Source organism: Microbulbifer salipaludis, from assembly GCF_017303155.1.
Lineage (GTDB): Bacteria > Pseudomonadota > Gammaproteobacteria > Pseudomonadales > Cellvibrionaceae > Microbulbifer > Microbulbifer salipaludis.
Map to the genome: position 1 here is coordinate 417,905 of NZ_JAEKJR010000002.1, position 20,879 is coordinate 438,783.

13 protein-coding genes are annotated in these 20,879 nt (G+C 61.1%); 10 read left to right on the forward strand and 3 right to left on the reverse strand.

What is annotated here, in order from left to right; genetic code table 11:
• Positions 1-56 precede the first annotated feature (56 nt).
• Positions 57-1,319, forward strand: a complete 1,263-nt coding sequence (locus JF535_RS07410; RefSeq protein WP_207003622.1) for a sugar MFS transporter — start codon at positions 57-59, stop codon at positions 1,317-1,319.
• 137 nt (positions 1,320-1,456) lie between these two features.
• Here the strand turns inward: JF535_RS07410 and pepQ are convergent, their stop codons facing one another.
• Complete coding sequence (gene pepQ / locus JF535_RS07415; protein WP_207000808.1) at positions 1,457-2,770, reverse strand: Xaa-Pro dipeptidase; 1,314 nt, start codon at positions 2,768-2,770, stop codon at positions 1,457-1,459.
• Between the two features lie 100 nt (positions 2,771-2,870).
• Here pepQ and purU point away from each other — a divergent pair, with 100 nt between their 5' ends.
• Together purU and JF535_RS07425 are read left to right on the forward strand one after the other, a co-directional pair.
• The gene (gene purU, locus JF535_RS07420; protein ID WP_207000810.1) at positions 2,871-3,707 is read left to right on the forward strand and encodes a formyltetrahydrofolate deformylase; all 837 of its coding nucleotides are present in this window, start codon (positions 2,871-2,873) and stop codon (positions 3,705-3,707) included.
• A 20-nt stretch (positions 3,708-3,727) separates the two neighbouring features.
• A complete protein-coding gene (locus tag JF535_RS07425; RefSeq protein ID WP_207000812.1) occupies positions 3,728-4,132 on the forward strand; it encodes a hypothetical protein in 405 nt (134 codons plus the stop codon).
• Positions 4,133-4,338: 206 nt separating this feature from the next.
• Here JF535_RS07425 and gcvP read toward each other — a convergent pair whose 3' ends face one another.
• Positions 4,339-7,230 (reverse strand): aminomethyl-transferring glycine dehydrogenase, encoded by a 2,892-nt coding sequence (gene gcvP, locus JF535_RS07430; RefSeq protein ID WP_207000814.1) that lies wholly within the window; start codon positions 7,228-7,230, stop codon positions 4,339-4,341.
• Positions 7,231-7,734: 504 nt separating this feature from the next.
• Here gcvP and JF535_RS07435 point away from each other — a divergent pair.
• Positions 7,735-9,492: a diguanylate cyclase domain-containing protein gene (locus JF535_RS07435; RefSeq protein WP_207000822.1), complete on the forward strand. Its 1,758-nt coding sequence runs from the start codon at positions 7,735-7,737 to the stop codon at positions 9,490-9,492.
• 244 nt (positions 9,493-9,736) lie between these two features.
• The gene (locus JF535_RS07440) at positions 9,737-9,955 is read left to right on the forward strand and encodes a putative signal transducing protein (RefSeq protein ID WP_207000824.1); all 219 of its coding nucleotides are present in this window, start codon (positions 9,737-9,739) and stop codon (positions 9,953-9,955) included.
• A gap of 27 nt (positions 9,956-9,982) precedes the next feature.
• Here JF535_RS07440 and argS read toward each other — a convergent pair whose 3' ends face one another.
• Positions 9,983-11,719, reverse strand: a complete 1,737-nt coding sequence (gene argS / locus JF535_RS07445) for an arginine--tRNA ligase (protein ID WP_207000826.1) — start codon at positions 11,717-11,719, stop codon at positions 9,983-9,985.
• Between the two features lie 167 nt (positions 11,720-11,886).
• Here argS and sbcB point away from each other — a divergent pair, with 167 nt between their 5' ends.
• From sbcB to aceE, 5 genes are all read left to right on the forward strand, one after another.
• Complete coding sequence (sbcB, locus tag JF535_RS07450; RefSeq protein WP_207000828.1) at positions 11,887-13,326, forward strand: exodeoxyribonuclease I; 1,440 nt, start codon at positions 11,887-11,889, stop codon at positions 13,324-13,326.
• A gap of 143 nt (positions 13,327-13,469) precedes the next feature.
• On the forward strand, positions 13,470-14,486 hold the full coding sequence (locus JF535_RS07455) for an aspartate carbamoyltransferase (RefSeq protein WP_066966679.1): 1,017 nt from the start codon (positions 13,470-13,472) through the stop codon (positions 14,484-14,486).
• Between the two features lie 115 nt (positions 14,487-14,601).
• Positions 14,602-16,977 carry a marine proteobacterial sortase target protein gene (locus tag JF535_RS07460; RefSeq protein ID WP_207000830.1) on the forward strand — a complete coding sequence of 792 codons (2,376 nt, stop codon included), beginning with the start codon at positions 14,602-14,604 and terminating at the stop codon, positions 16,975-16,977.
• Complete coding sequence (locus tag JF535_RS07465; protein ID WP_207000832.1) at positions 16,974-17,576, forward strand: class GN sortase; 603 nt, start codon at positions 16,974-16,976, stop codon at positions 17,574-17,576. The genes JF535_RS07460 and JF535_RS07465 overlap by 4 nt, the downstream gene beginning before the upstream one ends.
• Positions 17,577-18,202: 626 nt before the next feature.
• Positions 18,203-20,872 (forward strand): pyruvate dehydrogenase (acetyl-transferring), homodimeric type, encoded by a 2,670-nt coding sequence (aceE, locus tag JF535_RS07470; protein WP_207000834.1) that lies wholly within the window; start codon positions 18,203-18,205, stop codon positions 20,870-20,872.
• The last annotated feature ends 7 nt before the right edge of the window (positions 20,873-20,879 follow it).

Below are 20,879 nucleotides of genomic sequence, written 5' to 3' on the forward strand. Positions count from 1 at the left end.
GTACCGTAACCGTGCAGCAAAATGTTCCGACCGCCCGTAAAAGCAGCCTGTTACCGATGGCGATCATCGGCATGCTGTTTTTCATTTTCGGGTTTGTGACCTGGCTGAACGGGTCGCTGATTCCATTCCTGAAGATTCTTTGCAATCTGAATGAATTTGAGGCCCTGTTCGTCACTTTTGTGTTTTATATCGCCTATACGGTGATGGCCCTGCCCATGTCGTACATCCTGCGCCGCACCGGTTATCGCAACGGTATGGCACTGGGGCTCGGCATTATGGGGGTGGCGGCACTGGTGTTTATTCCGGCGGCGCAGACCGGCAGTTATGCCATTTTCCTGCTGGGGCTGTTTGGGCTGGGCGCCGGCCTGACCATTCTGCAGACCGCGTCCAACCCGTACGTGGTCAAGATTGGCCCGGTGGAAAGTGCGGCTACCCGCATCGCCATCATGGGCATCATCAACAAAAGCGCCGGGGTGCTGGCGCCGCTGGTGTTTACCGCGCTGGTGCTGTCGGGGTTGTCCGACTTCAATACCCAGGCGGTGTCCCAGCTGAGCGGTGAAGCGCGCGCGGAAATGATGGACGCCGTCGCCAATCGCCTGATCACGCCGTATCTGTATATGTCCGGCCTGCTGTTTCTGCTGGTGGGGCTGATCAAGTTTTCCGGGTTGCCGGAAATTGAAGAAAACACCGGCGGTGAAGACGATGGCCGCTCCGGTGTGTGGCAGTTCCCGCAGGTGGTGCTGGGGGCGCTGGCTCTGTTTGCCTACGTGGGTGTTGAGGTGATTGCCGGCGACACCATCGGTCTGTATGGCGAGGAGACCGGTGTTGCACATTTTTCTTCGCTCACCTCTTACACCATGGTGTTTATGGTGGTGGGCTACCTGTTGGGCGTGTTCTGTATTCCCCGCTGGATCAGCCAGCAGCAGGCGCTGACCGGCTCGGCGATTGCCGGCGCCCTGTGTGTACTGGGGGTGCTGTTCAGCTCGGTCGAGAGTACCGCGCTGGCGTCCGCGCTCTGGGGCTGGACGGGTATTCCGGTGATTCCTGACTCGGTGTTTTTTGTGGCGCTGATGGGGCTGGCGCACGCGTTGGTGTGGCCAACGGTCTGGCCGCTGGCGCTGGACGGCCTGGGTCGCTTTACTGCGCAGGGCTCTGCGCTGCTGATCATGGGGATTGCCGGGGGCGCCATTATTCCCCTGATTTTCGGCAAACTCTCGGAGGTGTCTGGCACCTTCCAGGCAGGCTACTGGGTGGCGTTACCCTGTTACCTGTTCATTCTGTTTTACGCGCTGAAAGGGCACAAAATGCGCACCTGGTAATGCGCATCTGCTAGTGCGCACCCGGCGAGGATGCGCCGAATCCTATTCGTTTGTCACGACGACCATGTATCCCGCGGGTTATCCTGCGGGATACCAGCCCTCTTTACCGAGGGCTTTTTTTTGCCTGCGGAAAAGCGTTACTGATCCGCTTCGCAATCCCGCGTCATGTTTTCCACCCGGTCGGCATGCACAATCAGGTTGTCCTCGATGCGCACGCCGCCGAACGGACGCAGTTTTTCCACCTTGTCCCAGTTCACTTCATCCGCCAGTTGCGACTCTTTCAGGTCGGCCAGCAGGCTCTCGATGAAGTACAGGCCCGGCTCGATAGTAAATACCTGGTTTTCCTCGATGGTACGGGTGGTGCGCAGGAACGGGAATTCCTTCGGCGGCGGGGTGGTGCCGCCTTCCGGCGCGGTCTGGTGACCGCCCACATCGTGTACCTGCAGGCCGAGGAAATGGCCCAGGCCGTGGGGCATGAAGGTGCCGGTGAGCCCGGATTCCACCGCGCTGTCCGGCGCGGTCTTGATCACACCGAACTGCTGCAGCAGCTCGCCCACCTTGTGGTGGCAGCTGCGGTGCAGGTCCACATAGGAAGCGCCCGGGGTGAGGCCCGCCACCAGCTCCTGCTCCTTCTCGTGCATTGCCGCCACCAGCTCCGCGAACTCGCCATCGCGATACGCATACGAGCGGGTAATGTCGGCACAGTAGCCGTTACAGTCGGCACCGGCGTCGATCAGGAAGCTGCGTCGCTCGCTCTCCGGCAACCGTTCGGTGGAAAGATGGGTGTAGTGCAGGATGGCACCGTGCTCGTTGAGGCCCACAATATTGCCGTAGGGCATGGTGTTTTCGCCCTGACCCGCCGCCTGCAGGTAGGCCAGGTTGATGTCAAATTCGCTGGCACCTGCCCGGAAGGCATCTTCCGCGGCCTTGTGCGCGCGTACCGCGATACGGTTGGCTTCCCGCAGGCAGGCGAACTCATACGGCGTCTTGTAGGCGCGCGCCCAGTGCAGGCGGTCGATCAGGTGCTGCGGGTTGCGCTCGCCGATGTCCCAGCCTTCGAGCTTGCCGGTTTCACCGATAAACGCCGCATCTTCCCCGCTCAAAAACGCCTTGGCCTCGTCCGGTTTGGCCAGCAGCTCGATATCGTATTCGTCGCTCCAGAAGGTCTGGGGGGCGGGCGGCACGTAGTGCCAGAAATCCACCGGGCGGTAGAACAGCAACTTGGGCTTCTGGCCCCGGCGATACACGACCCAGCTGTGCGGGTTGTCGGTGACCGGCACCAGGGCCTTGAACTGGGGATTGACGCGAAACGGGTAGTAATTGTCGTCGAGGAACTGCACCGAGGGCGCGCCGCTGAACACATTCAGGGTTTCGAACCCGCACTGCTCGAGGATCTCGTCGTAGCGCTTGCGCAGCGTGGCCAGGTGTTCACTGAAAAGTTGCTTGTCCATAAAGCCCCTAAAAATTGATCAATTATTGCCCTGCGTGGCAGGTGCACGAATGCACATAGTGTATAGTCGGCACTCTGAATAATTAGTCTGATTTTTGCCGATGGAAAAGAAGATACTGCTAACGGACTGCCCGGACGCCAAAGGCCTGATCGCCAAGATCACCAACATCTGTTACAAGCACCAGCTCAATATCACCAAGAACGATGAGTTCGTGGATCGCGCCCAGGGGCGCTTCTTCATGCGCACCGCGCTGGAGGGCAACTTCAACGATGCCACGCTGTTGGAAGACCTGGATCTGGCGCTGCCCGCCGGCGCCGAGCGCAAGCTGGTGGCCAGCGGACGCAAGCGCCTGGTGCTGATGGTCACCAAGGAGTCCCATTGCCTCGGCGATATCCTGATGAAGTGTTATTCCGGGGCGCTGGATGTGGAGATTGCTGCGGTTATCGGCAACCACAATGTGTTGCAGCCGCTGGTGGAGAAGTTTGATATCCCGTTCCACTGGGTGCCGGCCGATGGCCTGGAGCGCGCGCAACACGAAGAGCAGGTGATGCAGCTGGTCGACAGCTATGCTCCTGACTATCTGATTCTCGCCAAGTATATGCGGGTGCTCACCCCGCAGTTTGTTGCCCATTACCGCAAGCGCATCATCAATATCCACCACTCCTTCCTGCCGGCGTTCATCGGTGCCAAGCCCTACCAGCAGGCGTTTGAGCGCGGGGTGAAAATTATCGGGGCCACCGCGCACTTCGTGACCGACGACCTGGATGAGGGGCCGATCATCGAGCAGGATGTGATCCACGTGGACCACGGCTACTCGGCGGAGTCCATGGCCAGCGCCGGGCGCGATGTGGAAAAGCAGGTTTTAAGTCGCGCACTGCAACTTGTGCTGGAAGAGCGTGTCTTTATTCATGGCAACCGCACCGTGGTATTCAAATAACTTTTCAAAAAGGGAACGTGATGCTCAGCCGCCTGTACTTCTATTCCTTGATTGCGCCCGTGGTTTTTCTCGCAGGGTGCGCCAGTGCGCCCAGTGCCCCGAACCCCGGGCTGAAGGAGTCTTTCCATACCGAAATTTTCGCCAACGGCTCCAAGCGTTTTACCTATTCCCTGGAAATGGCGGCGCCGATGATTCGCGGGCCGTACACCGAAACGCCGAATATGCGCAGTGGCATGGTACGGCAACAGCAGGTGGCAAGGGCTTCTCGGGGAAGCCGGAGCCAGGAGCGCGACTTCGAGCACGCCCTGGAACTCAAGCTGCAGGAAACCGGCTTCTGTCGCGATGGCTATTTTGTGATTGATCGGGTGGTGTCTCAGCTCGGCGGCGAAGTGCGCGGTGAATGTCGGGATGCGGCGCAGCGGTAGATGCTGTTGTGAATCGAAGCTAATTACACCGGAGAGAAGGCGGAGTGCCGGATAAGGTTTTTCGAAAGCGTCGGCGACAGGGATGTCGCCGACGCAGCGTACAGGGACGTATTCACCGCGGTTTCGAAAAACCTTATCCGGTGCTCTGCCGCCACTAAACGATTTTCGAAGCTTAAAAAAACCGGAGCAGTGCTCCGGTTTTTTTATCAGTCCATATAGCTCTCAACCGGCGGGCAGGAGCAGATCAGGTTGCGGTCACCGTACACATTGTCGATACGGTTGGACGCGGGCCACACCTTGTGGTGCTTCAGCCAGGCGGCCGGGCGACCGGCGACTTCGCGGCTGTAGGCATGGGTCCACTCGTCGGCCATCACGTCGTCCTGGGTATGCGGCGCGTTGTGCAGGGGGTTGTCCTCCGCGGTGTACTTGCCGCTGGCCACATCTTCCGCTTCCTGGCGGATGGTCGCCATGGCTTCGACGAAGCGATCCAGCTCTTCCTGGGCTTCTGATTCGGTGGGCTCGATCATCAGGGTGCCGGCGACCGGGAAGGACATGGTGGGCGCGTGGAAACCGAAGTCCATCAGGCGCTTGGCGATGTCTTCCTCGGTGATGCCGCTCACTTCCTTCAGCGGGCGCAGGTCGATCAGGCACTCGTGGGCGATGAAACCGTTGCTGCCCTTGTACAGCAGCGGGTAGTGCTCACTCAGCTTCTTGGCCACGTAGTTGGCGTTCAGGATCGCGGTCTCGGTGGCCAGCTTCATGCCGCTCTTGCCCATCATGCGGATGTACATCCAGCTGATTGGCAGGATGCTCGCAGAGCCCCAGGGTGCCGCAGAAATGGTGCCATTGGCTGGATCGTTGCCGGGCACTTCGGTGACCGGGTGGCCCGCCAGGTACGGCTTCAGGTGTTCGCCCACGGCGATCGGACCCATGCCGGGGCCGCCGCCACCGTGGGGGATACAGAAGGTCTTGTGCAGGTTCAGGTGGGATACGTCACCACCGAACTTGCCGGGCGCGGCCACGCCGATCAGGGCATTCATGTTGGCGCCGTCGATGTACACCTGGCCACCGGCGTTGTGGATCAGCTCGCAGATCTCGCGAATACCTTCCTCGAATACGCCGTGGGTGGACGGGTAGGTGACCATCAGCGCGGCGATGCGGTCGCCGTGCTCTTCCACCTTCGCCTTCAGGTCGGCGATGTCCACGTTGCCCTTGTTGTCACAGGCAACTACTACCACTTTCATGCTCACCATCATCGCGGACGCGGGGTTGGTGCCGTGGGCGGACGCCGGGATCAGGCAGATATCGCGCTGGCCTTCACCCTTGGCTTCCAGGTATTTCTTGATCGCCACGAGACCGGCGTATTCACCCTGGGAGCCGGCGTTGGGCTGCAGGCTCACCGCATCGTAACCGGTACAGGCAGCCAGCATCTGTTCCAGCTGGGTGAACATCTCGCGATAGCCTTCGGCCTGGTCGGCGGGGGCGAACGGGTGCAGCTTGCCGAACTCCGGCCAGGTCACCGGGATCATCTCCGCGGTGGCGTTGAGCTTCATGGTGCAGGAGCCCAGCGGGATCATGCTGTGGTTGAGGGCGATGTCCTTGGACTCCAGAGTCTTCAGGTAGCGCAGCATCTCGGTTTCGGAGTGGTGCGTGTTGAACACCGGGTGGGTCAGGAAGTCGCTGGAGCGCTGCAGGCCTGCGGGTACGCCAGCGGGGCCCTTGGCCGCCAGTTCGCTGTCGAGCTTGCCCAGGTCCAGGTTGTGTTCGCTGCCCACGAATACCGCCAGCAGCTCGGAAACGTCGGCCAGCTTGGTGGTTTCGTTCAGGCTGATACCGAGGGCGTCGCTGCCCACCTTGCGCAGGTTGATCTCAGCATCGATGGCGCGGTCAAAGATTGCAGCCTGCTTGTCGCCCACCGCAACGGTCAGGGTATCGAACCAGGTTTCGTGGGTGAGGTTGAAGCCAGACTGCTGCAGGCCGGCGGCCAGAATGTCGGTGAGACGCTGGATGCGCGCGGCGATGGTCTTCAGACCGTCCGGGCCGTGGTAGATGGCGTAGAAGGCGCTCATCACCGCCAGCAGTACCTGGGAGGTACAGATGTTGGAGTTGGCTTTCTCGCGGCGGATGTGCTGCTCGCGGGTCTGCATGGCCATACGCAGGGCGCGCTTGCCCTTGCTGTCGACCGAGACACCGATAATGCGGCCGGGCGCGGAGCGCTTGTAGGCTTCGCGGAAAGCGAAGAAACCGGCGTGCGGGCCACCGTAGCCCATGGGGATACCGAAGCGCTGGTTACAGCCCACGACCACGTCGGCGCCCATCTCGCCCGGCGCTTTCAGCGCAACCAGGCTCATCAGATCGGCGGCCACGGTCACCAGGGCGTTGGCTGCATGCACCTTGGCGATCAGGTCGGTGAGGTCACGCACTACGCCGGTGGAACCCGGGTACTGGAACAGGGCGCCGAACAGCTCTTCCGGCAGGTCGGTTTCCGGGTTGCCGACGACCACGTCAAAGCCGAAGTGTTCAGCGCGAGTCTGCACCACGGCAATGGTCTGCGGATGGCAGTCCTGATCCACAAAGAAGGTGTTGGACTTGTTGCGCTTTACCTGGCGCTTGCACATGGCCATGGCTTCCGCTGCAGCGGTGCCTTCGTCCAGCATGGAGGCGTTGGCCAGGTCCATGCCGGTGAGGTCCATGATCATCTGCTGGAAGTTCAGCAGGCCTTCCAGGCGGCCCTGGGCAATCTCGGGCTGGTAGGGCGTGTAGGCGGTGTACCAGCCCGGGTTTTCCAGCACGTTGCGCAGGATCACGTTGGGGGTGATGGTGTCGTGGTAGCCCATACCAATAAAGGTACGGAAGATCTTGTTGCGGCTCGCCAGGGCTTTCAGTTCCGCCAGCGCTTCCTGCTCGTCCACGGCGTCCGCCAGGTCCAGGTCGTCGGACTTGCGGATGGCGGCGGGAACGGTTTTTTCAATCAGTTCGTCCAGGGTGGCGACACCGAGGGTGTCGAGCATGGCCTGGGTCTGCGCGGCGTCCGGGCCAATATGGCGGCGGATGAAGGCGTCGTGCTGTTCCAACTGCTTGAGGGAAGGCTGGGTCATGATGGTTGGATTCCTGTAAACACTGAATGTGCTGCCGGCAGGCTGCTGTGGAAACAGCGTACCGGTAAAAAATAGCAAAGTGAGCCGGCGATGGGGCCCAATTTAAATCGGGTCGGCGGTGCAGTGAGCGGATGCGGTCACAAGCGGCATCCGGCCATGGCGGCGCGACAGTCTCGGTACGCGCAGACGGCATGCCTGCAGGCCCCGGCCGGCGCGCATCTTAGCAATGGTGGTGATTGCGGGCAATTGATGTGCAATCCGGTCAAATCTGTGCTGCATTCCGTACATATTTGTGACATATATCCTGTTTTGGTGCTTTTGGCGTTATTTTATTCTGCGGGGCAGGGCGTTCAACGGCGAAAATACAGGTGTGCGCCATACTGGGGGCATAACAAGAGGGAGTGTTCAGGCCTGTGGGGTGCTGTAGCCCGGCGGCCATTGCTGCTCACTCTCCGGCGACTCACCAGTGACCATAGTCAATCCCAGGGATTTCGGGGCTTCATTGTGCTGCATACGGCCAGACTCAATACGCTGCGCTTCAAGGCCTGCCTGTTCTCGTTGCTGCTTGTGGTGGCAATGTGTCTGTTCTTTATTCTGCTGGGCAGCGGCAGCCTGCAGTCGCTGCTGGCGAAAAACCGCGAGCACCGCCATCTCAACTTTCAGTTTCAGGTTTCCGGTCTGTTGCAGCAGTCGCGGCAGGAAATGGCCCGCCTGGCGGAACTGATCGCGCTGAGCCCACGCGGGCGAATTTCATCCCGAGACGAACTGCGCAAAGCGATGAATCGGCAATGGGAGCTGCTGCAGCACAGCTGGGAGCTGCACTCCCTTAAGGTGTATGACCCGGGCGGCAAGCCTGCGCTGAGCTGGGGGTCGCCACACGGCACCCTGCGCCCGGGGCAGGTCAGCCTGGTGCTGTTGCGCGGCCAGCCTCTGGAGCTGGTGCACTGCGAGCCCACCTGCGTGCAGAGCCTTGCGGTGCCCATGCGCGCGCGCGGTGGCGACTATGTGTTGCAGGTGGACCGACCGCTGGCGAAGCAGCTGCGCCGCTTCCGCGAGATGACCGGCTCGGACATCGGCATATTGTCCGCCGTGCGCGACGCGCAACCGGCGCAGCCAGGCAACGGGTATCTCGCCGGCTGGCAGCGGGAGGTGTTGTCACTCACCTCCCGGGAGCGGCTGTTACCGTTGCTCACCCGGGTCTCACAGCAGGTTGCCGGGGTCGAATCGCTGGGGCGGGCGCGCGTTTATGAACAGGACAACCGCCAGTTTGATATTCGTACCATGAGCATGGATGCGGACGAGGCCGGGGCGCAGTTTGTATTTGTGGAAGATGTCTCCGGGCAAGTGGAGCACATCGACGAGTCGGTGAAACTATTACTGCTGTTTTCTGTGCTCGGCGCACTGATTTTCAGTGCCGCGGTGGCAGGCACCCTGTGGGGGCCGATTGAGCGACTGCGACGGCTGGCGGAGGCCTTGCCCCTGCTCACCAACGGGCGCTTCGCTGATGCGCGCCGCTTGATCCGCCCGGTGAAAAAATCACTGGATAAATACGATGAGCTGGATGTGCTCGACAACACCGGCTTGACCGTGTGCGACCAGCTGGAAGACATGAGCGAAATGGTCGGGCGCAAGACCGCGCAGCTCGAACAGATTGCCATGCACGACAGTCTGACCGGCCTGGACAATCGCTACAGCCTGCTGGAGCAGCTGGAGTTTTATCTGGAGCTGGCCCGGCATCAGCCTCTGCCGGTGCCTGAACAGGGGTATCTGTTTTTTATTGACCTGGATGACTTCAAGCAGGTCAACGACACCCTGGGGCATCAGGGCGGTGATGAATTGCTGAGCGTGATCGCGCGGCGCTTGCTGAGCGTGATGCGCTGCGGCGATATTGTCGCGCGCCTCGGCGGCGATGAGTTTTGTGTTTTTGTGCGGGACATCAAGGGCCCACATGCTTACCAGACACTGGCCGATAAACTGCTGAATACCGTGGCGCAGCCGGTAAAAATTGGTGACAGCCTGGTCGAGGTCACCATGAGTGTGGGAGTGGTGGCTATCGATGAGACCGCGGGAACGCTGGAAGACATTCTGCAGAAGGCCGACATGGCGATGTACCACGCCAAGCGTCACGGCAAAAACAAGTATCAACTCTACACCGCCGACTTGCCGGGCTTGTCGGAACCGATTGTTGCCTCGCCCAATCACACCATTCCCGGCAGGGAAAAACCCGCGCAACTGGAGCTGGTTACGTCCAAGCCCCGGTAGTCGCCTGCGCTGGGGTGCCCACGCCTGATGCTGTCAAACGCGCCAGATCAGAGAACGTTTTTTCGCGTTTTGCGGCGGCCTCTGCGTCTCTGGTCTATCTTTAAAGTGATCCTGCTCGCGAATTTCGCACCCATGTACCCAGGGCGAAAAAAACGGGCAGCAGGAAAAAGAAGGCGCTGGAATATCCGCAGCGTCGTGCAGGCTGGGTCAAAAGCCCGGTAGGAAAAGGTTAACCAGTCCCCCAATGGCGCGCAAAATATACACCACCAACGATCAGCTTCTCGGCAGCTATTTACGCAATTTACTGGAGTCAGCGGGTTACTCCGTCCTCACCCAGAAAACCCGGGTAGAGCTGGCTCAGGGTGGGATGGACTGGAACTCCGAGCTGTGGCTGATTCGCGATTGCGAACTCGCCAAAGCCCAGCAGATTGTGCAGCAGGCGCTCTCCAGAGAAAGCGCCTGAACCGACAGCCGGATTCGGCCGTCAGATTTACATCTTCTCCAGGGTCTCGATCCCCAGCAGTCCCAGGCCAGTAGACAGGGTGCGTGCCACCAGGTCACACAGCTGCAGGCGGCTCTGCTTTTCTTCCTCACTGACACCTTCCTTGAGTACCGGACAGGCTTCATAGAAGCCCATATAGGTGCTCGCCAGTTCGTACAGATAAGTACACAGCACATGCGGGAACGTATCCTTGGCCACCTGGTCGAGCACCTCGCCAAACTGGTTCAGTTTGATGGCCAGGGCGCGCTCGGCATCGGTACCGAGGGTGATGGCACCGGTCAGTGATGATGGCTCGACGCCGGCGCGGCGGAAGATACTGCGCACACGGGTGTAGGCGTACTGCAGGTAGGGGGCGGTGTTGCCCTCAAACGCCAGCATGGCGTCCCAGTTGAACACGTAATCGTTGGTGCGGGTTTTGCTCAGATCCGCGTATTTCACCGCGCCAATACCCACCACGCGGCCGATCTCTGCCTGTTCTTCTGCGCTCAACTCCGAATTCTTTGCCGCTACCAGCGCAGTAGCGCGCTCTACCGCTTCGTCCAGTAGGGCGGCCAGCTTTACGGTGCCGCCGGTGCGGGTTTTAAACGGCTTGCCGTCGTCGCCCATCATGGTGCCGAAGGCGCAGTGCTCCAGAGTCTGCGTGTCGGCGATATAGCCCGCCTTGCGCGCCACGGTAAAGGCCTGCTGCAGGTGCAGGGACTGGCGCGCATCCACCACATACAGGATACGGTCGGCGTTCAGCACGTTGGCGCGGTAGCGGATGGCCGCCAGGTCGGTGGTGGCATAGAGGTAGCCGCCGCCTTGTTTCTGGATGATCACCACACTGGGGTTGCCTTCCTTGTCGGCCATTTCCGGCAGGAAGGCGACGATCGCGCCCTGGTCTTCCACGGCAATGCCGCGGTCCAGCAAGTCTTTCACCAGCACCGGCAGGTCGTCGTTGTACTGGCTCTCGGCGTACACGTCCTTGCGCTGCAGGGTGACGCCCAGTTTTTCGTAGATTTCTTCCGCGTGGCTGATGGAGATATCGATAAAGCGCTGCCAGAGTTTCAGGCAGTCGGCGTCACCACCCTGCAGCTTCACCACGTAGGCCCGCGCGCGGTCGGCAAAGCCTTCCTCTTCGTCGAAGCGCACCTTGGCTTCGCGGTAAAACACTTCAAGGTCGGCGAGGGCGACTTCGGCATCCTTGTTTTCAATCTGGTCGGCCAGGTGCGCCAGCAGCATGCCGAACTGGGTGCCCCAGTCGCCCATGTGGTTCTGGCGGATGACTTGATGCCCCTGGAACTCCAGCAGACGGGCCAGGGCGTCACCGATGATGGTGGTGCGCAGGTGGCCCACATGCATTTCCTTGGCCAGGTTGGGGTGGGAGTAATCCAGCACCGCCGTTTGCGGTTCGCTCACCTTGGCAATATTGAGGCGCTCATCGGCGCGGGCCGTAGCCAGGGTCTCTGCCAGCCAGGCGTTGTTCAGGTGGATGTTGATGAAGCCGGGGCCGGCGATCTCGACCTTCTCGATCATCGGTTGCTCGCCCAGGTGCTCGACAATTTTGGCGGCCAGCTCGCGGGGGTTGCTGCCCACTTTCTTGGCCGCGGCCATGGCGCCATTGGCCTGGTAGTCGCCAAAGCCGGCTTTCTTGGCCGGGGCGACTGCCGGACTGCACTCGGCGGGAATGCCGGCGGCGGTCATGGCAGCCTGGAAGATGTCGTTGAGCTGGTGGCGAATATTCATAAGTGGGCGCTATCCCGTGGCGATTCTGGAAAATGGGAGTCTGGACAATATAGAAGAACGCGGGATTTTAATGGGCGGCGGTGGCATTGCAACCTGCGCGGTGTCTGTTCACTGGGTTAACATGGCGCGCACAGTGATGAATAGAGCAATAAGCCGGGGAGGGAGACATGTCTGGGACCACGCTTTACTGGCACGATTACGAAACCTGGGGTGTCGACCCGGGGGCAGACAAGCCCTCCCAGTTTGCCGGTATCCGTACCGATGAAGACCTCAATATCGTCGGCGAGCCGCTGATGATCTACGCCCGGCCCGCGAGTGATTGCCTGCCACAGCCGATGGCCGCACTGGTCACCGGGCTGGCACCGCAGAAGGCGCTGGCTGAGGGGTTGCCGGAAATTGCCTTTATCCAGCGTATTCTCGACGAGCTGGGTGCGCCAGGCACCTGCGGTGTGGGCTACAACAGCCTGCGCTTTGACGATGAAGTGACCCGCCACACCCTGTACCGCAACCTGCTGGACCCCTACGAGCGCGAATGGCGCTCGGGCAATAGCCGCTGGGACATCATCGATATGGTGCGGCTCACGTACGCGCTGCGCCCCGAAGGTATCCAGTGGCCGGAGCGGGAAGCTGCCGATGGGCGGTGCGTGCCGTCCTTCCGCCTGGAGGAGCTGACCGCAGCCAACGGTATCAGCCATGAGGGCGCGCACGACGCGCTCTCTGACGTCCGCGCCACCATCGACATGGCGCGCCTGATCCGCAAACAGCAGCCCAAGCTGTACGATTACGTGTACAACCTGCGCCGCAAGCAGGAAGTGGCCAAGCTGCTGAATCCGCGGGACCGCAAGCCGCTGCTGCACATTTCCGGCAAGGTGCCCGCCATTCACGGTCACCTCACCTACGTATTGCCCCTGGCCATGCACCCGGTCAATCGCAACGCAGTCATCTGCGCCAACCTGTCTATGGACCCACAGCCGATCCTCGATCTGGACCCGGAGGCCCTGCGCGAGCGCCTGTACACCGCACGCGACAAGCTCGGCGAGGGCGAATTGCCCGCAGGATTGAAGCTGATCCACTTGAACCGCTGCCCGGTGCTGGCGCCCGCCAACATGCTGTCGGACCAGCGGGCCGGGGAACTGCTGATCGACAAGTCCGCCTGCGAGGCCAATTGGCAGGCGCTGAAGGGGCTGGACCTGACCGAAAAGCTGCACCAGGTTTTCCTCGATGGCGACTTTCCGGCCAAAGATGTGGAGGCACGGCTGTACGACGGCTTTATGAACGATGCCGACCGCGATCTGTGTCGCCAGCTGCACAATGCCCTCACCAGCCGGGGCCCCGAGGCACTGGCGGGGCCGGTGGCGTTTTCCGATTCGCGCCTGCCGGAACTACTCTTTCGCCTACGGGCGCGAAACTTCCCGGAAACCCTCAATGAGCAAGAGGCCGAGCGCTGGGAAGAGTGGCGTTACCAGCGGCTGACGGACCCGGCGTTTGGGGCCAGTATCACCATGGAAGCGTATTACGAGGAGATCGCGCGGCTGCGCGCGGAGCACCCGGAGCGCTCGGCGCTGCTGGACCAGCTGGAAGCCTGGGGGGATGCGCTGTTGGCCTAGTAGCCCCGCGGTGCGCGGCGGGATGGGAGACCGGCAGCTGCAGCCAATTTGCGGCTGTTCCCGGCGCACTCCGCCGCGTAGAATACCGCCCGCTAAAGCCGCCGGTGATCCCGGCGCAACTATGTGCTTAGAGTGGAGCAGCAATGGACTTTATCGGTGCCAACATCCTTTCCGTCAGTCAGTTTGAACGGGGCGACATCGATCGCATCTTTGCCGTGGCAGACACCATGGTGCCCTACGCCCGCCGGGAAAAAGTCACCCGCGTACTTGAGGGCGCCATCCTCGGCAATATGTTTCTGGAGCCCAGTACCCGCACGCGGGTAAGCTTCGGCTGCGCGTTCAACCTGCTCGGCGGCACCGTGCGTGAAACCGTCGGCATCTCCGCCAGTGCCCTGGCCAAGGGCGAATCCCTGTACGACACCGCGCGGGTGCTCTCCGGGTACTCCGATGTGATCTGTATGCGCCATCCGCAATCCGGCTCGGTGGCCGAGTTTGCCGCCGCCAGCCGCGTGCCGGTGGTCAACGGCGGTGACGGTGCCAACGAGCATCCCACCCAGGCTCTGCTCGACCTGTACACCATTCGCAAGGAGCTGGAAGGCAAGGGCAGCTCCCTGGACAATTTCCGCATCGCCATGATTGGCGATTTGAAATACGGCCGCACCGTGCACTCCTTGTGCAAGCTGCTGTGCCTGTTCAAAAACGTGCAACTGGTATTTGTCTCCCCGCAAGAACTGTCGATGCCGGAAGCGGTGATTGAAAAACTCCGCGAGGCCGGTCATCAGGTATCGGTATCCGACCAGCTGGAGCAGTCAATCAAGCATGTGGATATCGTGTACTCCACGCGCATCCAGGAAGAGCGTTTCGAATCCCAGGAAGAGGCCGATCGTTACCGTGGCCGTTTTCGCCTGAACCGGGATATTTTCACCCGCCACGCCGAACCCAATACGGTCATCATGCACCCGCTGCCGCGGGACTCCCGCGCCGAGGCCAACGAGCTGGACTCGGACCTGAATGAGCATCCGAGCCTGGCGATCTTCCGCCAGACCGACAACGGTTTGCTGGTGCGCATGGCACTGTTTGCCATGCTGCTCGGGGTGGAAGACAAGGTCGACCAGTACGCGCGGCCGATCACCTGGCAGACGCGCCGCAATATGGTGTAACAGCGGCGCTGCCATAATTCGCCTTAATTGACCTTAAAAGGGCCGGAATTCGGCCCGCCCCCCGCCAGTTTGTTTTCTTTTAATGCCTCCAGCACTTACTTTTCTGGAGGCATCCGTGAACCGTCCTTTTTTCCATCCACCGCGTATTCCGCGCGAACTGCTGATTCTCCCGAGCGACGAGTATTACCGCCGTCGCTATCGCAAAAAACACCCCGGCAGTTGGTTGCTGTTTCTGGTTACGGTAATTGCGGTGTTGGTGGCCGCGGCAGGCGCGCGTGCGCAGGATGTGCCACCGGTTGCTGAGGAACCGTTCGACAGTGTCGGCTTGAGTGAATCGGGCAGTGGCGATCTGTTGTTCAAAAGCGGCGAGTCCGGACGCTATATTCCCGCCATTCACCTGGGTACCGAGGCAGACATTCGCGTGCGCGGCCTGGTTGCCGAAGTCACCCTTGCGCAGCAGTTTCGCAACACCAGCAACCACTGGCAGGAAGCCGTGTATGTGTTGCCGCTGCCGGAGAACGCGGCGGTAAATGGCCTGGAGATCGTGATTGGGGAGCGGCGCATTGTGGGCAAGGTGCGCGAGCGCGAGGAGGCGCGCAAGGTGTACAAAAAAGCGCGCGAGGCAGGCCAGCGTGCGGCGTTGCTGGAACAGCAGCGCCCGAATCTGTTTACCAGTCGCGTTGCCAATATCGCACCGGGTGAATCCATCTCGGTAGAAGTGCGCTATTTGCAGAACCTGCGCTTTGACAGTGGCCAGTTCAGCCTGCGCCTGCCCAGTACCCTCACGCCGCGCTTTATGCCCGGGTCGCCGGCGGCCTCGGTGCAAACGGTTTCGTTAAACGCCCACGGCTGGTCGCTGCCCACGGATCAGGTGCCGGATGCGGATCAGATCTCGCCGGTGATGATGCCCGCGGCAGCGCTGGCCAGCCTTGGCAACAGTCATCAGATGAAAATCCGCATCGACCTGGGTATGGGGTTGCCGCTGGCAGATATTTACAGCCCGTACCACGAGGTGAGCTTGCGCCGTGAGGAAAATCAGCACTATCGGGTCAGCCTGAAGCAGGGTGCGGTGCCGATGGATCGGGATTTTGTTCTTTTCTGGCGACCGCAATCCTCGGCAATGCCGTCCGCCGCCCTGTTTGCCGAGCAGTCGGCGATAGCGGCAGAACCGTCTGCGCAGTACCTGCAGCTTTTACTGTTGCCACCGCAGGAAGCACTTGCTGCGCGCAAGCTGCCCCGCGAGGTGGTGTACGTGGTGGACACGTCCGGATCCATGGGCGGCAACTCCATTCGCCAGGCCAAGGAAAGTCTGCTGCTGGCCCTGTCTCGCCTGACCGCCGCGGACCGTTTCAATATCATCGAGTTCAACAGCAGTCACCAGAATCTATTCCCGCGCCCCCTCGCGGCCACCCCCGCAAATATCCAGCATGCCCGTCACTGGGTCGAGGCACTGCAGGCGACGGGCGGTACCCAGATGGCTCCGGCGTTGACCGAGGCCTTGTCGCAGCAGCTTGACCAGCAGGCTGGCGCCTTGGTGCGGCAGGTGGTGTTTATTACCGATGGTGCGGTGGGTAACGAGGCGGCGCTGTTTGAAATTATCCGTCAGCGGCTTGGTGAAGCCCGTTTGTTTACCGTGGGTATCGGTTCTGCCCCCAACAGCTTCTTTATGACCAAGGCTGCACAGTATGGACGCGGCAGCTTTGTGCACATCGGTGAACTGGCCCAGGTGCAATCGAAAATGGGCGCGCTGTTTGAAAAGCTGGAGAGCCCGCTGGTAACCGACCTGCAGGTGCAGTGGCCCGTCGGCATCAAGGTGGCGTCCTATCCGCAGCGATTGCCCGACCTGTACCGCGGTGAGCCGGTGCGACTGGTTGCCCGGGTCGAAGGTAGCGCACTGGGTAACGATGCCAGCGGTGAAGTGGTGGTGAGCGGACGTCTTGCCGGCAAGCGCTTCTCGCGCACACTCTCCCTCAGTCAATTGACCGTGGAGGCGTCCGGCAAGGGCATCGGCAGTTTGTGGGCGCGGGAAAAGATTGCGGCACTGCGCGATGCACAGCGCGAGCGCGGGCCGCTGAATGATCCCGAGGCGGTGGATCCGCTGCGCGAGCAGATCCTCGGCCTGGCGCTGGGTTATCAACTGACCAGTCCCTACACGAGCTTCGTTGCCGTGGAAGAAACGCCGGTGCGCCCCCGTTCGGAAACCCTGCGTTCGAGCCCGGTGCCCAATGCCGTTGCTCACGGTCAGGTGCTGCAGTCGTTTAGTTACCCTGCTACTGCAACCGGCGTATATGGGCAAATGATGCTCGCCGCGGCGCTGCTGGCACTGGGTGGTTTGCTGCGCACGCTGCGGCGGGGGCCGCAGGTGGCCGCGCGGGTGCTGGGGCACTGGCGGGCGTTGCGCCGGGCGAGGGCTGCGGTGGAACGCGGGGTGCGTCGCTGGCTGCGCAAGGTAATCCCCGATCTGCGTCGCGGCAAACGGGGGATGCCATGAGACGCCCGAAAACGCTCGCTTCCTGTGCCTCTGTGCTGTGTATCGCCCTTGGCCTGTGGCAACTTGGGGGTGGCGCCTGGATACTGTTGAAGGCAGAGGTGGCGCAATACCTGATTAGCGATGCCTGGCAGCGCCAGCTCGCCAGCGGCGAGGTGCAAAAACCGTGGCCCTGGGCGGATACCTGGCCGGTGGCACAGTTGCAGCTGGGGGCGGAAAAGCCACTGGCGGTGTTACAGGGCACCAGTGGCCAGGCACTGGCCTTTGGCCCCGGTTTGCTCAACGGTTCGGGGGAGCCCGGCAATCTGGACGAACCGCGCACCACGGTGATTGCCGCGCACCGGGATACCCATTTCCGCAATCTGGCCGTGCTGAAGCCGGGTGCGCTGATTCAGTTGCAGGACCGGGCGGGACGCTGGCACAGCTTTCGGGTGCGTGGCGCGCGGGTGGTCGACAGCGAAGCAGAGCCATTGCCGGTGATCGATACGCCCGGGCTGCTGCTGGTCACCTGTTATCCGTTTGATGCGGTCGATGCGAGTGGGCCCCTGCGCTACCTTGTTTATGCCGACTATCTGCGTCCGGAATCTACGGTGCAGCTGTAATGGGAAAGAGCCTTTGCACGTCGGCGGTGCCGCGGCCGGTTTTTGGCCTGGCACGGCCGTACTGTCATGGCGCTCCGATAACCGCGGAACGGCTTCTGGCTGTGACCAGAATTGCCATTCTGGACTCAATTTTGTAATAAAAAATGGCGCTTTGGCCGTTATTTGTTTCGGCAAATGCGTCAAATGGCAAATAATTGTTTTACAAATTGGTTTTATTTGTTACTAATCGTCCTGTCTGGAAAAACGTTTGTAGTAATACTACAATCGCCCCCGCTTAAGTACATGCAGCCGGTTAATTGAGGGCATTCCTGTGCGCCGCAAGGTGCTCGCCCTACAGTTGACGGGCCGAGAATTCAACGCCGAATTCAAAGTCGAGCCGGTATTAACGAGCCTCCGAGCAGGTTCGGGTGGCCGGCGGTATTCAGGTCGCGCAGTCCCTCCCGTTTCCGCGTTAGTGCTGAAACGTTGATCAATGTTCGTTGCTTTTCCGCCATTTCAGGCGGTGATCTGGCGAACCTGGGCGCAGGACCCGGGGGAAATCCCGGTGTTTTGGGGTACTGTTGCGCAACAAAATTCTGACCATAAAAACACCGACTCGACGTCGTATATTCGCCGAGGAGCATTTGATGCACGAAGAAACCGACATTCAGGAAACGCAGGAATGGCTGGACGCGCTGCAGGCGGTCATCCGCCACAGCGGCAAGGAACGCGCTGCGTTCCTGATCAAGCAGCTGTCTGACCGCGCCACTAACACCGGCGTACAGCTGCCGGCTGCCATCACCACGCCGTACCGCAACACCATTCCGGCGGACGCGGAAAAGCGCATGCCGGGTGACCTGTTCATGGAGCGTCGAATCCGCTCCCTGATCCGCTGGAACGCACTGGCCATGGTGGTGCGCGCCAACTCCAACAGCGACAGCCTCGGCGGCCACATCGCCAGCTTCTCATCCGCCGCCACCCTGTACGACGTTGCGTTTAACTATTTCTTCCGCGGTAACGAGGGTGAAGAGCGCGGCGACCTGATTTTCTTCCAGGGCCACAGCGCGCCGGGCATCTACGCCCGCTCCTACCTGGAAGGCCGCTTCGACGAAGAGCAGCTGGACAACTTCCGCCGCGAAGTGAACGGCAAGGGCCTTTCTTCTTATCCGCACCCCTGGCTGATGCCGGAATACTGGCAGTTCCCCACCGTCTCCATGGGCCTGGGCCCGATCCAGGCGATCTACCAGGCGCACATCATGCGCTACCTGTCTGCCCGTGGCCTGTCGCCGCGCGGCGATCGCAAGGTGTGGGCATTCCTGGGCGACGGCGAGTGTGACGAGCCGGAATCCCTGGGCGCCATCGCCCTGGCGGGCCGCGAGAAGCTGGAAAACCTGGTATTCGTGGTCAACTGTAACCTGCAGCGCCTGGACGGCCCGGTGCGTGGCAACGGCAAAATCGTGCAGGAGCTGGAAGGCGTATTCCGCGGTGCCGGCTGGAACGTGATCAAGGTCCTGTGGGGCCGCCTGTGGGATCCGCTGTTCGAGAAAGACGAAAAAGGCCTGCTGCAGAAAGTCATGGACGAGACCGTCGATGGCGAGATGCAGAACTTCAAAGCCAACGGCGGCGCCTATACCCGCGAGCATTTCTTCGGCAAATACCCGGAACTCAAGGAGATGGTCAAGGACTTCTCCGACGACGAGATCATGAAGCTCAACCGTGGCGGCCACGACCCGTACAAGGTCTATGCAGCGTACGCCGAAGCCATGGCGAGCAAGGGCAAGCCCACCGTGATTCTGGCGCAGACTGTAAAAGGCTACGGCCTGGGTGCTGCCGGTGAAGCGGCGATGGACACCCACAACGTGAAGAAGATGGACACCGAGGCGCTGAAGCGCTTCCGCGACCGCTTCGCGATTCCGATTACCGACAAGGAAATCGAAGAAGTCCCTTACTACCGTCCGTCTCCGGACAGCCCGGAAATGAAGTACATGGCGGAGCGTCGCAAGGCGCTGGGTGGCCCGGTACCATCCCGCACCACCGACGTGGCCAAGCTGGAAATTCCCGAGCTGGATGCCTTCAGTGCCCTGACCAAAGGCTCCGGTGACCGCGAAATTTCCACCACCATGGCATTCGTGCGCGCACTGTCTGTGCTGGTGAAAGACAAGAAGATGGGCAAGAACGTGGCGCCCATCGTGCCGGACGAAGCCCGTACCTTCGGTATGGAAGGCCTGTTCCGTCAGCTGGGTATCTACTCGTCCCAGGGCCAGAAATACACCCCGGTCGATCACGGCCAGATCATGTATTACAAGGAAGACAAGAAGGGCCAGGTGCTGGAAGAGGGCATCAACGAAGCCGGTGCCATGTCCGCATGGATGGCGCTGGCCACCGCCTACAGCAACCACGGCGTGCCGATGGTGCCGTTCTACATCTATTACTCCATGTTCGGCTTCCAGCGCATCGGCGACCTGGCCTGGGCGGCGGGCGACATGCAGGCGCGCGGCTTCCTGATCGGTGCCACCGCTGGCCGTACCACCCTGAACGGTGAAGGCCTGCAGCACCAGGACGGCCACAGCCACGTGCTGTCTGCCACCATCCCGAACTGTAAGAGCTACGACCCGGCCTACGGCTACGACCTGGCCGTGATCATGCGCCAGGGTCTGAAGGAGATGTACGAAGAGCAGAAAAACCTGTTCTATTACGTCACCATCGAGAACGAAAACTACCTGCAGCCGGAAATGCCGCAGGGCGTTGAAGAAGGCATCATTCGCGGTATCTACAAGCTGGACAACAACTGTCGCAAGCCGGGCAAAGGCAAGGCCGCGAAGAAGCACGTACAGCTGATCGGCGCCGGTTCTATCCTGCGCGAAGTGCTGGCGGCAGCAGACATTCTCGCCGACCAGTTCGGTGTCACCTCTGACGTGTGGAACCTGACCTCCGCCACCGAAGCGGCCCGCGAAGGCCAGGACGTGGCGCGCTGGAACATGCTGCACCCCGCTGAAGCACCGCGCAAATCCTGGATTGGCGAGCAGTTCGAAGGTAACCAGACCCCCGTGGTGATCTCCACCGATTACATCCGCTCTTATGTAGAGCCGCTGCGCGAGTTTATCGACGGTGACGTGATTGCGCTGGGCACCGACGGCTTCGGTCGTTCCGACAGCCGCGAACAGCTGCGTCGCTTCTTCGAAGTGAACCGCAACTACGTGACGATTGCCGCGCTTAAAGGCCTGGCAGACCAGGGCGTGATCGAGGCGAGCGAGGTGGCTGACGCCATCAAGAAGCTGAACATTGACCCGGAAAAAGTAAATCCGCGTCTGGTCTAAACCCGCT

Bases quoted from the DNA above. Each gene is read 5' to 3' on its own strand.
- JF535_RS07465 (WP_207000832.1), top strand. From the start codon at position 16,974: ATGAGACGCCCGAAAACGCTCGCTTCCTGTGCCTCTGTGCTGTGTATC.
- sbcB (WP_207000828.1), top strand. From the start codon at position 11,887: ATGTCTGGGACCACGCTTTACTGGCACGATTACGAAACCTGGGGTGTC.
- gcvP (WP_207000814.1), bottom strand. From the start codon at position 7,230: ATGACCCAGCCTTCCCTCAAGCAGTTGGAACAGCACGACGCCTTCATC.
- argS (WP_207000826.1), bottom strand. From the start codon at position 11,719: ATGAATATTCGCCACCAGCTCAACGACATCTTCCAGGCTGCCATGACC.
- JF535_RS07440 (WP_207000824.1), top strand. From the start codon at position 9,737: ATGGCGCGCAAAATATACACCACCAACGATCAGCTTCTCGGCAGCTAT.
- JF535_RS07425 (WP_207000812.1), top strand. From the start codon at position 3,728: ATGCTCAGCCGCCTGTACTTCTATTCCTTGATTGCGCCCGTGGTTTTT.
- pepQ (WP_207000808.1), bottom strand. From the start codon at position 2,770: ATGGACAAGCAACTTTTCAGTGAACACCTGGCCACGCTGCGCAAGCGC.
- purU (WP_207000810.1), top strand. From the start codon at position 2,871: ATGGAAAAGAAGATACTGCTAACGGACTGCCCGGACGCCAAAGGCCTG.
- aceE (WP_207000834.1), top strand. From the start codon at position 18,203: ATGCACGAAGAAACCGACATTCAGGAAACGCAGGAATGGCTGGACGCG.
- JF535_RS07410 (WP_207003622.1), top strand. From the start codon at position 57: ATGGCGATCATCGGCATGCTGTTTTTCATTTTCGGGTTTGTGACCTGG.
- JF535_RS07455 (WP_066966679.1), top strand. From the start codon at position 13,470: ATGGACTTTATCGGTGCCAACATCCTTTCCGTCAGTCAGTTTGAACGG.